This window comes from Psychrosphaera algicola (assembly GCF_028401425.1).
GTDB lineage: Bacteria > Pseudomonadota > Gammaproteobacteria > Enterobacterales > Alteromonadaceae > Psychrosphaera > Psychrosphaera algicola.
The window spans coordinates 2,607,596-2,621,244 of sequence record NZ_JAQOMS010000002.1 but is presented as its reverse complement, the minus strand read 5'-3'; the positions used below and the strand labels follow the sequence as shown (position 1 = coordinate 2,621,244).

The window sequence follows — 13,649 nt, the reverse complement described above, 5'->3', positions numbered from 1 at the left end:
CGTCAAAAAAGCGGCTCAGTTCCAATGGAAATGGCCGCTTAAAATTCCTCAATTAGGGGAGTATGGTTTATTCGATTAACTGGGTTATATTTTTATCTAGGTCGCTGGCATCAACCGTTGGCCAACCACCCTGCCAAGACATTTCCAAAATACGGAGCTTTTGCAGCGCGTTATCTGCAGTTTCGTACGCATGAAGTACCAGATAGTCTTTCCCATCAAAGGTGTATGCCGAGTTATGCCCCAACGCAACCCAATTATCGTTGCCGGAAATAACCAAGGAGCCTCCACCATGATTCATATCAACACCATTTTTGTCCAAATAAGGGCCTGTTACCGACTTAGAGCGCCCGACTCTAACATTGTAAGTACTGTCGAGCCCACGGCAACATTTATCAAACGAAATAAACTGGTAATAGAATCCGTTTTTCTTAAAGATAAATGGGGCTTCAACGGCGGCGTCGCTAAGGCTCTGCAGTATCAAGGTTATGTGAGCGTTGACGCGCCGAAATGGTATGCCATTCTTGTGGCTCCGCAAGCCTTACTAAATCATCGTCTAACTTAACTAACTTCATGCCATCCCAAAATGAGCCAAACGTCATCCAAGTTTGTCCATTTTCGTCTTCGACGATTGCGGGATCAATTGCGTTCCAATGATCACGATTTGGTACTGACTGGATCACAATACCGTAATCTACCCAGCCATAATCAGGCGAGTTAGGCTCTAACGACTTTGTTACCGCAACGCCAATTCCAGACGTATTTTTACCAAACGCTGAGACAGAATAATACAAATAATATTTACCCGCTTTATGGTAAATATCGGGGGCCCACAAATGGCCGTTAAACTCAGGAGCTACTCGCCGTGCCCAGCTCGGCTCATCCTTAAAAACTCGGCCAACAAGCTGCCAATTTTTCATATCCTTCGACCGGTAGTAAGTAATCCCCGGTCCGGTACTAAACACATAATATGTGTCGTCAGCCTTAATCATAACCGGGTCGTGAACTTCGACCTGTTTCGCACAGGCACCTAATGTCACGAATGCGGTCAAACATAACAGCCTAGTAAAGTGCTGGAATAATACTTCTATTCTTAAACTCATAAAATTCTCTTTGTTGATGGACAATACATTTATATTACAATAGTATTTTAATCATGGTTTTTCAATTGTAATTTCATAAAACAGAGGTATTTAATGAAACGATTAGCAACCTTAACTTGCCTTTGCGCGAGTATAGTAGGTACCCAATCTCACGGTACACTATTGTACGACAACCCTATCGTAACCCAGAGGGCCGATCCTTTTTATATAAACATAAAGAAACGGGTTGTTATACATTCATTGGTTCGTCTCCTAAATTTGACAACATAGAACTCAGACAAGCCTGCCGACTTAATGATTTAAAGTTGGCCCGCCCTAAGGTGATCTGGCAAAAAATCAAACAGGTCCTTTAAGCCTTAACATCTGGGCGCCTGAACTGCATAAAATTGATGGATCATGGTATATATACTTTGCTGCTGGCGAAAGAGATCGACCATTTCATATTAGAATGTTTGTATTAAGAAATGACCATCCAGATCCTATGCAAGGCTCATGGACTAACTTAGGACAAATCAAAACACCATGGGATACCTTTGCGCTTGATGCAACCACCTTTGAGCACAAAGGTAAGCGCTACTTAATTTGGGCTCAACAAGACCCAACAGCCACATACAACTCTGCATTGTGGATGGCAGAAATGTCTGATCCAACGACCATCAAGGGCGAAGTGATCGAACTGTCGAAACCGGAGCTGAATTGGGAGATTCAAGGTTATAAAGTTAACGAAGGCGCCGCTGTACTGATCCGAAATAATAAGGTATTTGTCGCTTATTCGGCCAGCGCCACAGATGACAGATATGCAATGGGTTTACTTTGGGCTAATCCAGAAGATAATTTGATGGACCCTAAAAGTTGGAATAAATCCCCAAATCCCATTTTTGGAACCAATGAATCCGTCAATCGCTATGGCCCAGGTCATAACAGTTTTGTCATTGCCGAAGATGGCAAAACAGATCTACTCATCTATCATGCTCGCGACTACAAAGACTTACAGGGGACGCCACTCACCGATCCTAATCGTCACGCGAGAGCGCGAGTAATTCAATGGGATAAAAATGGTTTTCCCCAACTGAGACCAGAAATGAGCGATTAAAAAAAGACGCTAATTAATAGCGCCTAAAAGGTGTGTCGACCTGACAATCAACAACGGGAAAATGGTTAGAAAAAGCGCCAATAGATAAACACTGTGATGCCGATTATGCCTGCCGTATGGATATAGTCCCATTTGTCGACACCGGCTTTTACTTCTTCTAATTGTTCTTTAGGCATCGTAGTGAAGGTTAAACCTTTTAGTTCTTGTAGCGATTTCCGTGGAGTGACTAAGCTCAGAACAAGCATTAAAAGCGAAATAACAATAAACAAAAATATACAAATATAGAGCCAGTTTTCGTTCGCGAACCAACCAATTAAGGCAATAGACTCAACTTGTTCAGCGAAGAAACTCAATACGAGCCTTAACATGCCCAAAATAAATCCAATCACAAGCCCCCAAAATGCGGCCGCCTCAGTGATCCGTTTACTGCAAATACCAAGCAAAAAGACCGCGGCTATTCCATAGGTGCGATTAGTGCCTGCACTTGTTGAAGGTACTCAAACAAATTCGCTGATAATGCTAACATCAGTGGTATCCAAAGCATCCCCAAAATTACAATTCCAACCGTTGCCAATCTACCGACTTGCAACAACTCTTTTCGGAAGATTGGGGTTTAAACCTCTTGTAAAAATCGATAGTGAATAAAGTCGCAGATGAATTAAACAGTGATGCTAACGAAGACATTAAGGCTGCCAATAAGCCGCCAATCACTATGCCTTTTACCCCAGCTGGTAAAAGTTCAGACACTAAGGTTGCAAATGCTGCATCTGAAGAGTCATAACTGATCAGCCCTTTTTGCTGAAGTGCAAAAGCGATCATGCCTATGGAACTAAGAATATAAACACAGGCAATAACTTCAGATAACCTGCAAACATAGTCCCGCGCCTAGCTTCTTTAATCCCTTTTGCAGACAGGATACGTTGAACAATATATTGATCAGTACACCAGTACCAAAATCCAATAATAAATGAGCCAAAGAGAACACCCGGCCATGGAAACTCGGGGTCATCCCAAGGTCGGATCAAGTGCATATTGGCTGCGTTAATTCGCTCTACTTCTGCCCAACCTCCGACTTTATCCAGGCCTAACCAAACGATAATGATTGAACCAATCAGAAGTACAGGTGTTTGCAGTACTGAAGTCCACATAATTGCCTTCATGCCGCCTAATACCGTATAAATCCCAGTCACAACCACCATACCTACAGCCGCAACCCAGAAAAAGTCGATACCCCAAACGGAATCTATACCTAATAAAGTTTGCAAAACCAGCGCCCCTGCATAAACCGTAACGGCTACCTTAGTTAACACATAACTAATAATTGAAATTGCCGCTAAGAACGTTCGGCAACGTTCTGAGAATCGTCGCTCCAAAAACTCTGGCATAGTGTAAACTTTTGAGCTCCAATAAAATGGTACAAAAACCAGCCCAATAAAAGTATGATGTACGACTGTAACTCCCAATGAGCAAGCGCCATTCCTGATGATGCCCCCGCTCCTGAAAGGCCGACTAAATGCTCCGAACCGATATTTGAGGCGAAGATAGACGCACCTATCACTAACCAAGTTGCATTTCTGCCAGCTAAAAAGTAATCCGCTGTATCTTCTTCTCTATCTCGCATTGACAGAGCAACAACGCCTATCAATAACAAGAAAAACCCCGCTAAAACGGCCCAATCGAGCCAACTAAGTTCAATCATTATTATTATCCTCAGTAAAATTATTATTTATACTATAATAATAATATTAAAATTTAAACCAAAAACTAAGGTCACTATTTGTTATTTATTCTTATTCATGAGTGGAATACACTCGCAACAATTGGAGTTTGCCTTACAAATTATTATGTTATTATCTTAAAAATAGTTATGAATAGGACGCATTAACATTATGGCAGTGTCAAAAAATAACCTATCAGAGCAAGTAACTGATGCCTTAGGTAAAGAAATTATTTCAGAGAAATATGCAGCGGGGTCAAACCTTCCAACAGAAGCGCAACTTTGTGAGCATTATAAAGTTAGCCGAACCGCCGTAAGAGAGGCCGTAAAAATGTTAACGGCAAAAGGGTTAATTTCCTCTAAACCCCGCCAAGGGATCAGAGTCGAACCGGCTGAAAACTGGAACCTTTATGACACCCGGGTATTAGAATGGTTATTGCAAAATAGTCCTTCTCTATTTGTACTAAAAGAGTTTTTACAGGTGCGCATGGCGATTGAACCGCAAGCCGCCGCGTTAGCGGCCAAAAATGGTGATAAAGAACTCATCAAAAACATTAAGAATGCGCTTGATGAAATGGAGAAAGCCGCAAAAATTGACGATGCGTCAATGTTTGATTCTGATTTAGCTTTTCATTCGTCTATCTTACAAGCCAGTGGCAACCGATTTTTGCGCAACTTAAAGAGTTCATCAGCACAGCTTTGTCAGTCAGTATTCAGCATACTACACCTGCAAAAGGAAACCGGTTGTCGATTGTAGAGGAACATCACAAAGTTTACTCAGCAATTTATAATGGTGAAGCGGAACGAGCAAAAAATATGATGGCTTATTTAATTGATGAAGCTATGGTGCTTATTGACGAAAAGATCAGTTCAACACATAGTAAGTAAAAACGAGCATTTATGATCCCTACCAGCAATGACCAAGCGATTTATCCTTCGTTAAAAAACAAATTAGCCTTTGTTACGGGTGGAGCCACAGGCATTGGCGCCGTAATAGTTAAACAATTGTGTTACCAAGGCGCTAAGGTAACCTTTGTCGATATTGATAAGGTAAATGCCAGTAAAGTCGCAAACCACTTAACCGAACTAGGTCTAGAGGTTCAATACATTGAATGTGACGTAACCAAAATTTCTGAGTTACAAAACATCATTGCAGATAGTGCTAAAAAACATGGGCAAATTGATATTCTGGTCAACAATGCGGCGAATGATGAAAGGCACCGGATTGACACCGTAAATGAAGACTACTGGGATCATTCGATTGCCATTAACCTAAAACCCTATTTTTTGCGGCACAAGCTGTCCACCCATTTATGAAAAATCACGGTGGCTCCATCATCAATTTGGGCTCAGCAAGCTGGCGTCGAAAACAGTCAGGAATGCCTTTATACACTACAGCTAAGGCCGCTATTGAAGGGTTAACACGAAGTTTAGCCTCTAATTTTGGTAACGACCACATTAGAGTCAATACCCTTATTCCAGGTTGGGTGAAAACCGACAAACAAATTGCCAAATGGTTAAGCCCAGACGTCGCCGAAAAAACACAAGAAGCCCAATGCATACATAAAGCGTTAGAGCCTATCGATATTGCCAAAGCTGCATTATTTTTGGCATCAGATGACAGTAAAATGATGACCGCAACAACGTTAATAATCGACGCGGGTTGGATTTAATTAAATTTAATAACTGAAATTAATAAAATTATTAATTGACTATTTGTGCTCACAGAATACTATTGTAATACAATATTAGTTAAAGTATTTTGTTTTGTGAGTTCTGAATTTTATTTACTGTACATCATCATTATCTTTGGAGCCTGTCTACAGAGCCTTAGTCGGCTTTGGATTAGGGCTTTTAAGTGCACCATTGGTGTTTCTCATCGACCCTGAGTTGGTGCTAGGGCCAATGATCCTGCTTGCTCTGTTAAATACGGTTATCCTATCCTTGAAATTCAAAGACAAAATTGATGTATCTCAAACGAAACTGTCATTGATTGGCGGTACGTTTGGTGTATTTTTCGCAGCGATATTCATTGGGCTTATATCTATTGAGCAGTACCAGAAAATTTTTGGTTTTCTAGTGTTACTTGCGGTCTCATTGTCTGTGTTAGGAATTAAGCCAAAAGTCAATTACGTCAGCAGTCTGGTCGCTTCGTTTGTATCTGGTGTCATGGGCACTATCACGTCCGCTGGAGGTGCGCCAATGGGGCTATTATATCAATCCGAGGAAAAATCGACGGTTAAAGCCAATTTAAGTATCTTCTTTGTTTATCTCAATGCGATCGCAATTATTGCACTTTTATTGGCTGGCAAGGCAAGTACTCAAGATTTTATACACTTTCTGCAATTGGCGCCGGCGATCTTAATAGGAATATGTTTGTCTAATTTTATCAATAATCTTATTAACCCAAAACTCATGCGAATTCTTGTTTTACTCGTTGCGACAATTTCCGGTATGCTGTTAATTACGTAAAACGTCAACACAGCTTACTTTTATGACTGAACTAACTTACGTTGCTACCCTAGATGTCCCGGTTGCGCGCTTAGGCGAAGGTCTTTACTTTTGTTCGCATGAAATGGCGTTGTACTGGGTAGATATCCTGCAACCTCGGCTGTTCCGTCAAGACTTAAATAATCAATCCATTACCATACAAGAATTTGATGAAGCGATCTGCTGGGTAAATAAAGATATAAATGGCAAGCTCGTTATTGGATGCAATTCAGGTATATTCCACTATAGCTTTAAATCCCAAAGGAAAACCCTCCTCTGGCGCAACAGAGAGGTTAAAAACAACGTCAGACTTAATGACGCCAAATGTGACCGAAGTGGGCGACTTTATTTTGGTACTTTGGACAACTCGGAAACAAAAGCCAAAGGCAGACTATACACTATAGATAATAGTCATAGTTGCATAACAGTGGATACTGGATATACGGTCAGCAACGGCCCAGCGTTCAATTTGTCAGGTGATATTATCTATTCGGTATCGAGTACAGAAAGAACAATCTATAAAATCCAATACTCGAAACAACATAATGCCTTCTCTAAATCAGTTTTCATCAAGTGGCCAAGTTCACAAGGTTATCCTGACGGCTTAACCGTCGATAATCAAAACAACTTATGGATTGCAAGCTGGGGCGGTGCCGCAGTCTATTGCTATTCCGAACAAGGAAAATTAGTCATAAAAGTTTCAGTTCCGGCGCTCTATGTAACAAACATTACGTTTGCTGGACCGCGGCTAAATGATGTCTATATCACTTCAGCATCACACACAATGACAGAGACAGAACTAACTAAATTTCCTGACTCAGGCAAAGTTTTTCATTACAAAGCTGACAACTTTAATGGTGTGGCTGAAACAGCAATTCGTTATTTACCAAAAAGTTAAATCCCCTTTACGCTTTTCCCAGAACGAGAGACGCCCTTTTGCTGCGTTGACATCCTGTTCTGTCAGCCGTTCACTATGATCTACATCCACAATTTGGATAGGTAAGGACATCGCATCTCGGGTTCGATTTGCGCTTTGAACATCGTCTGATAAGCTATTGATAACATACCTTGCTATTGTTTTTTTGGTTGTGGTCGCTTCAATCCCTCTAAATAAACTAAGGGGGCATTTGGGATCTTATTTTTGACACCGTATCGTTAATTGATGTTTGAGCGTATTCCTACCGTTGGGTTGAGTTCTATAGCTCTTTAATTTGAATTCTTCTGTGACCTATATGTGACCAGAATGTAAAATAACAGTAAAAATTTGTACCACTACAATCATGGATAAGATTTGTGTGACTCAGATGTTCGGCGTTAAAAGGTACAAAATGAAACTATTAAATATTAATAAAAACAAAAGGTTGACGTTTTTGTGGTAGTTTGAACACCATTTAGTAACGAAAAAAACGATTTAGATACACTGTTTTAGCTCGTCCCTCCGGAGGTTGAAGCGCAGGTTCGATTCCTGCCGGGCGCCAATTCTTAAATACCCCAAATAATACGCCAGCAAATTCAAAGACAAATATTCTTAAAGTGGAAATTGACCATACGCTCTTTGGAAATGCAAAAAGTGTATTGTGAAAAGTGAAAATTGGGTATCGTTTACTATAATCGTCATTAGCGATAAATTATTATTTAAACAATTGGTTGCGACTAACGGAGGGTAATAATGGAGTTACTTAATGAATATCCGGTATTAATTCTGCCGGCAATACTGCTATTTGTTGTCGTTGCGGGCTATTTAATTTCATTTCTTCCTATTGGACCTAACGAGTCCAAATAAAAAGATAATTCCAAAAAGGCCATGTTTGTGACAGATTTAATTGGCTGATCCATGCGTATTGTTTGATGACAAACCATTACCACTGTAACCCTCCCATAAAATCACAATGTCTGGCTGATAGTTAAGTTAAAGCGACATCAGCAGTCGTCCACAATTGCCAGAACGGGTGTTGTAGCAATTTGAACGGCATCTTCACATTTGTTTATTCAATATTCTTCGACATGTAATGTAAAAATATTTATAAAGTGGGCTCCCAAAGCGTAACTTGATTGCGACCGTTGGATTTTGATTTGTACAGTGCTTTGTCCGCTTGTTCAATCAACTCAGAAGGGTTTTTGGCATTAAACCGGATAGACGTAATGCCAAAACTAGACGTTACCGAAACATCATCAAAAGCTGTTTGTTCCACTTTTTACGCATATTTTCGGCAATGGTCATAGCTTGCTCTGGGGTTACTCTGTGTAAAACAATACAAAATTCTTCACCACCAAATCGAGCGACGATATCATTTTGCCGAACGCAATTTTGTAATACATGTGCAAAGCTCTTTAGGACTGAATCACCAATGTTGTGACCAAAGGTATCATTAACCTTTTTAAAATGGTCGATATCAGCCAAAATAATGCAGTATTCGCCAAGTATTTCTGCATTTTCAAAATTTTGATTCATCAACTTCAATAAAATACGACGGTTGTAACAATCCGTCAGGGGATCACGCGCCGCAAGGTAATCGAGCTCTTTATTACGTTTATTTGATGCAATGAATCGGCGATAAATTAAGAAGATTAGCGACAGGCAAATAACAAGTAATAACGTTAACGCAACACTGGCATATTTATTTTTTATAAGTTCTAGTTCAGTGATGGTTTTTACTTGTTTTGCAATCTCAATTTCATTGTTTTTCCTAGCTAATTCAAGTTCATCGAGTTTGGATTTTTCTTTTAATGCTTCGAGTTCAACTTCTAATTTATGTGAATGCAAATTGGCTTTTGCTAGGATAAGTTGATTATCTTCATTTTCTTTTTGAATGATTTCACTTAACTCTAGCTCTTGTTCTGCGTAATGTAACGCGGCTGTGAAGTTGCCTCTGTCTTTTTCTGCTGTTCTAAAATGGCCATAGGCAAATAACATTTCTACTTTATTATTCAATTCCTTTGATAGTGCAAGTGATTCGTTTAGCAAGCTAATTGCTTCATCGTTATCTATTCCGATTAGAATGCCGGCAAGCGGGTTTAGTGCTCTTATTTGGTATATTTTACTGTTTATTTCTCTAGCAAGAGAAAGAGATTCACGGTAATAATTAATAGCATTATTGGTGTCATTTATGGCTCGGTAAATATTGGCAATAATTCTAGCTATAACTGATTGGTTTGATTTGTATTTGCTTCTTTTATAAATCGTGTAGGCTCTATGAGCCATTACCATGGCGGTTTTATAATCGCCAGACTTTAAATTAATAACTGCCAACTCTCGTAAAGACGACGCTATTGTTTTCTCTTCTATTGACCCTTCGGGCAAATCTACCGTGACCTGATAAAAGGATTTAGCCTGTTCAAACTGTTTTAACCTAGTATAAATATGGCCAATTTGGTTCGATGTTTTCGCAATACCAAGTACATCATTAACTTGTTTGTAATATAAATACGCTTCATGAATGTGTGTTAGAGATTTTTCGTAACGGCCAATAAGACGATAGATAATTCCGGCACCGAGCAAAGATTTAGCATAAGCTTCAGGGTCGTCGAATCCTTGATGCAATTCGAGCCCTTGCATTGAATAATCAAGGGCTATAACTAGATTACCTAAATAGCGTTCTGAGTCAGCAAGCGTATTTAGGGTACGCGCCATTAATCGTTTATCTTGCAGCGTGGTAAATACCTCTAGTGTTTTCCTGTAGTACTTAGCAGCTTGCTCTCTATTTCTTAAACGTTTGTATGACTGGCCTATTATTTTGTAAGTTTCTCCAAGTCGATGTTGTATAACTTTATCACTACCATAAAGATAATCGGGGGCTTGAAGGTATTGATTGATAGCATCTTGGTAACGTTTTTGTTGATAATAGCCATTACCTTTATTAATGAATGTAAGTGCGATAAGGAACCCGTCGTCATATTGCAGGGTGATAGGTAATAATTCATCAATAGTGTTTTCCGCTTGATCGTAGCGTTTTTCAACTAATAACACTTCAATATAATCAATTGTCGACAAGATCTGATTTCTTTTGTCATTGATATTGTTATATATAACAGAGGCTTGCAAAAAGTTATCAAGTGACTGGTCTGCATTATGTGAGCGTTGATTTAATTGCCCCAATAATGAGTGTGCTTCTGCGCTTACTGTATGGTTATTATTAATTGTAGATAAGCGAAGTGCTTCATTTGCCAGTTTCATGCTTGTTTGTAGATCAATAGACCGAAGAGACTCGGCGTTTTTTAAAAGTTCGCTATCGGATAGATGAGCAAATTTAGAACTTGACTCGAAAGCTTTCGAAGAGCTGGTTTCTGATTGGGCATTAGTACAAAAAGACACAATACAGAAAAACACAACTAGGATCAGATAATGACCAAATTGACTTGGTAAAATATTGTATGCATGTTTTAGCGAAGGGGGATCCCAAGTGCAATTGGCCTAAATATCCAATTAACCGCATATGTTCTTACTTAAAAAATGTTGCAGTTTGAACTTCCAAAATTTGTATTGATAAGATCAATAAAGTATCGCTTAATCTTTAAATGGGTCAAGTCATTCCCATAAAAAACACGGTAGTGTTGATATAACTGATTGAAATTCAATCGATACTTCTTCTGTCGCAAACTTTATCGACAGTACACAAGATAACCAACAAAATTAGCACGTATTTTAATTCAGGAAGGAATCTTATGGTAAAGCAGAGTTTTATTTACGGCGCAGTATTAACCTTCCTCGGATGTATACTCCACATCGCGATAATTATAGGCGGACCAGAATGGTATTTAGCTTCTGGTGCAGGTGAAAACATGGCAAAATTAGCGGAAACAGGCTCGATTTACCCCGCATTTATTGGCGTCATTTTAGTCTGTATTTTCTTTGGCTGGTCTTTATACGCCCTTTCTGGCGCCGGTGTTATTCGTCGATTGCCCTTCTTGAAAGAGTGTCTAATACTTATTTCTGCATTGTGCATGGTGCGGGGCTTGTATGGATTTTTTGTTCCTTTCCTTTTTGACAGTCCGTATGTTGCAAGCCTCGGGGTTTGGTTTTGGGTTTACAGTTCGACTATTTGGCTGGTGATAGGTTTATTTTATGCTGCAGGCTTAGCGTCACGTTGGTCTTATATTAGCGATAAAAAACAAAGCCGGAAGTTGAAGAAAGATAGGCAAGTAGAGCAATGTGCTCAACTGGATTAAAGGCGCAACAATAATTCACTTAGACTGTGACAAAAACAAAAGTCTTATGATGGATAGCTTCGGCTGTGTTTGTGCGCAAGATGGTCGCAGTTCGATTTAACGAACCGTTAAATTATTAATTACCTTCCAGTAATCGTAATCGATATCGCATACCTAAAACAAAAATACGTAAAGATAGTTAAGTAGAAACCTACGTTACTATTTATATCGATTTATTTATCGTTCCTAAATTTTGTAAATGCGGCTGGCCTTACTCCAAAAAATGCAATTAGTTGTTATAAGCTTTTTTATTGGGAGAGAGGTTTATAAACATGCAGGTTTACCTTGTTATTGGGCGACCTAAAACTAATAAAACGACAGGTCTTAACCATGAGATTAATCATTTCGATTGTATTCATTTTCTTTCTCTTTCTCAGCCAAAGCCAAAGCCTATTGGCAGAACCTTTGCTCAGATCTCAAATTGATCGCCTACATCAGTATGCGGGGCATTGGGTCAGCAGCGATAATATTGAAACCGATAGCTTTGGGGCCTTTCCTGCAATAAAGATGAAAAATATTTCAACAATGAATAATCAGTCGATGCAAGTTGAAGTACTTCAATATCAAAACGGCCATTACAAAACCTTATTAACTGAATTGATTGGTTACGATACTAAGAGTGACCAAATCATTGCATTAGGGCAAAACCAAGAAGGGGTTATTTTCAAAGGAAAAGGGCTTTTTCATCGGATAAAAAATGGACGATGCGAGACGTCGATATGCTTGGTAACTTTTATTTGCAAGTCGATTTTGAGTTTCAAAGCCCCAGCAATATATTAGTAGAGGGGTTTGACGTTACAGGTAAAAGCCTTTGGAAAACCCGCTATATCAAGTCTAACCCTAAAGATAAAAATATTGGGATCCAACTAGTCTCGGTACATCAGGAAATGCTGAATGACCCTGCAGGAACGCTGAGAGAGCTAGGACGTATGGGTTATAGCTACATAGAAACCTTCGTTTATGACAATGGAACTTTTTATGGCATGTCGCCAACCGAGTTTAGACAGGAAGTTAGGTTACACGGAATGCAATTTTTGGGGTCCATGACATTTCATGATCTGCCTGCTTCTGACAATTGGGAAAGCGCCTTAAAATGGTGGGCGAAGACGATAGATGACCATGTAGAAGCGGGCGTACATTATCTGACAACGTCCAATAATCAACTAAAAGGTGTAACGACTAAATTAGAACTGCAGCGTTATAGCGATTATTATAATGCGATTGGGAAGTTATGCCGCGAAAAGGGCATTACCTTTGCCTTTCATAATCACGCTGACGAATTTGGCGATGTCGAGGGCACTCGGATCTATGACTATTTTTTAGAACACACCAACCCTTCATATGTGTATTTTCAAGCTGATATTTACTGGATGAAAGTCGCTGGGGTAGAGCCTGTGAATTATTTTAAAAAATACCCAAACCGATTTTTAAGTTGGCACATTAAAGATTATAAAGAGCTCGGGGCAAGTGGCAATATTGATTGGATGGAGATATTTCATCACGCTGAATTTAACGTGCCAAAGTATATGGTTGCCGAAGTTGAAGAGTACACCTACCCGCCTTTATATAGCGTTCAGTTGGCATGGGAATATTTATACTATAAGATCTTAAATTAAATTTTCGATTTTATCGTAACACCCAAAAAGGCACGGATCTGCTTATGAAACTTGTTCCCTTCATAATATCCACAGTTCTATTTATTGCGGCATATAAAAAATACACCGTTGAACCTCACTCTAAAGTCATATGGATCGTTGTTGCATTAGCACTTATATTTTTAGTGAGTGCATTCCGATCCAAACGCTCCAAATTGCGTCATGGGGATGCTAGTTCTAGTTGGTTTGATTCTGACGGTGGCAGCTCAGGAGGAGATGGCGGCGGTGGTGGTGGCGATTAACAGAAACGTTATGTTAGCCGTATTATGCAATAGTACTAACACCTAACTTATCGTTAACAATGAGTTAGGTGTTTCTATTTTGTAAAAATCCATTTTTTGTCGCTATTTGTGAGCAGCGTTCTATTATTATCCATATGTTATCGAGCA

15 protein-coding genes and 2 pseudogenes are annotated in these 13,649 nt (G+C 39.4%); 10 read left to right on the top strand and 7 right to left on the bottom strand.

Going from position 1 to position 13,649, the window contains the following annotated elements:
- Positions 1-67: 67 nt before the first annotated feature.
- On the bottom strand, positions 68-481 hold the full coding sequence (locus PN838_RS27385; RefSeq protein ID WP_370661038.1) for a family 43 glycosylhydrolase: 414 nt from the start codon (positions 479-481) through the stop codon (positions 68-70).
- Positions 462-1,100 carry a family 43 glycosylhydrolase gene (locus tag PN838_RS27380; RefSeq protein ID WP_370661037.1) on the bottom strand — a complete coding sequence of 213 codons (639 nt, stop codon included), beginning with the start codon at positions 1,098-1,100 and terminating at the stop codon, positions 462-464. The genes PN838_RS27385 and PN838_RS27380 overlap by 20 nt, the downstream gene beginning before the upstream one ends.
- A gap of 325 nt (positions 1,101-1,425) precedes the next feature.
- Here PN838_RS27380 and PN838_RS14260 point away from each other — a divergent pair, with 325 nt between their 5' ends.
- Positions 1,426-2,193 carry a glycoside hydrolase family 43 protein gene (locus tag PN838_RS14260; RefSeq protein ID WP_334313520.1) on the top strand — a complete coding sequence of 256 codons (768 nt, stop codon included), beginning with the start codon at positions 1,426-1,428 and terminating at the stop codon, positions 2,191-2,193.
- Between the two features lie 65 nt (positions 2,194-2,258).
- On the opposite strand, the gene PN838_RS14255 is transcribed toward PN838_RS14260, so the two are convergent.
- From PN838_RS14255 to PN838_RS14245, 3 genes and pseudogenes are all read right to left on the bottom strand, one after another.
- Positions 2,259-2,636: an SLC5/6 family protein gene (locus PN838_RS14255; protein ID WP_272181106.1), complete on the bottom strand. Its 378-nt coding sequence runs from the start codon at positions 2,634-2,636 to the stop codon at positions 2,259-2,261.
- 109 nt (positions 2,637-2,745) lie between these two features.
- A complete protein-coding gene (locus tag PN838_RS14250) occupies positions 2,746-3,012 on the bottom strand; it encodes a sodium:solute symporter family transporter (RefSeq protein WP_272181105.1) in 267 nt (88 codons plus the stop codon).
- A gap of 2 nt (positions 3,013-3,014) precedes the next feature.
- Positions 3,015-3,814, bottom strand: a pseudogene (locus tag PN838_RS14245) (SLC5 family protein).
- A gap of 268 nt (positions 3,815-4,082) precedes the next feature.
- On the opposite strand from PN838_RS14245, the gene PN838_RS14240 reads away from it, so the two are divergent.
- The 5 genes and pseudogenes from PN838_RS14240 (at position 4,083) to PN838_RS14220 (ending at position 7,298) form a co-directional block, all read left to right on the top strand.
- Positions 4,083-4,667 carry a FadR/GntR family transcriptional regulator gene (locus tag PN838_RS14240; protein ID WP_334313371.1) on the top strand — a complete coding sequence of 195 codons (585 nt, stop codon included), beginning with the start codon at positions 4,083-4,085 and terminating at the stop codon, positions 4,665-4,667.
- Positions 4,655-4,798, top strand: a complete 144-nt coding sequence (locus PN838_RS26455) for a hypothetical protein (RefSeq protein ID WP_334313370.1) — start codon at positions 4,655-4,657, stop codon at positions 4,796-4,798. Before PN838_RS14240 ends, PN838_RS26455 begins: the two co-directional genes overlap by 13 nt.
- Positions 4,799-4,810: 12 nt before the next feature.
- Positions 4,811-5,583 (top strand): annotated as a pseudogene (locus PN838_RS27375) (SDR family NAD(P)-dependent oxidoreductase).
- Positions 5,584-5,719: 136 nt separating this feature from the next.
- Complete coding sequence (locus PN838_RS14225) at positions 5,720-6,382, top strand: sulfite exporter TauE/SafE family protein (protein WP_272181102.1); 663 nt, start codon at positions 5,720-5,722, stop codon at positions 6,380-6,382.
- Between the two features lie 22 nt (positions 6,383-6,404).
- A complete protein-coding gene (locus tag PN838_RS14220) occupies positions 6,405-7,298 on the top strand; it encodes an SMP-30/gluconolactonase/LRE family protein (protein WP_272181101.1) in 894 nt (297 codons plus the stop codon).
- A 1,123-nt stretch (positions 7,299-8,421) separates the two neighbouring features.
- Here the strand turns inward: PN838_RS14220 and PN838_RS14215 are convergent.
- Positions 8,422-8,592 (bottom strand): diguanylate cyclase domain-containing protein, encoded by a 171-nt coding sequence (locus PN838_RS14215; protein WP_272181100.1) that lies wholly within the window; start codon positions 8,590-8,592, stop codon positions 8,422-8,424.
- Positions 8,559-10,574, bottom strand: a complete 2,016-nt coding sequence (locus tag PN838_RS14210) for a tetratricopeptide repeat-containing diguanylate cyclase (protein ID WP_272181099.1) — start codon at positions 10,572-10,574, stop codon at positions 8,559-8,561. The genes PN838_RS14215 and PN838_RS14210 overlap by 34 nt, the downstream gene beginning before the upstream one ends.
- A gap of 488 nt (positions 10,575-11,062) precedes the next feature.
- Here PN838_RS14210 and PN838_RS14205 point away from each other — a divergent pair, with 488 nt between their 5' ends.
- From PN838_RS14205 to PN838_RS14190, 4 genes are all read left to right on the top strand, one after another.
- Entirely contained in the window at positions 11,063-11,566 is a 504-nt protein-coding gene (locus tag PN838_RS14205; RefSeq protein ID WP_272181098.1) for a hypothetical protein, read from the top strand.
- A 444-nt stretch (positions 11,567-12,010) separates the two neighbouring features.
- Positions 12,011-12,385, top strand: a complete 375-nt coding sequence (locus PN838_RS14200) for a hypothetical protein (protein ID WP_272181097.1) — start codon at positions 12,011-12,013, stop codon at positions 12,383-12,385.
- Positions 12,325-13,221: a sugar phosphate isomerase/epimerase family protein gene (locus PN838_RS14195; protein WP_272181096.1), complete on the top strand. Its 897-nt coding sequence runs from the start codon at positions 12,325-12,327 to the stop codon at positions 13,219-13,221. The genes PN838_RS14200 and PN838_RS14195 overlap by 61 nt, the downstream gene beginning before the upstream one ends.
- 44 nt (positions 13,222-13,265) lie before the next feature.
- Complete coding sequence (locus PN838_RS14190; RefSeq protein ID WP_272181095.1) at positions 13,266-13,502, top strand: hypothetical protein; 237 nt, start codon at positions 13,266-13,268, stop codon at positions 13,500-13,502.
- The last annotated feature ends 147 nt before the right edge of the window (positions 13,503-13,649 follow it).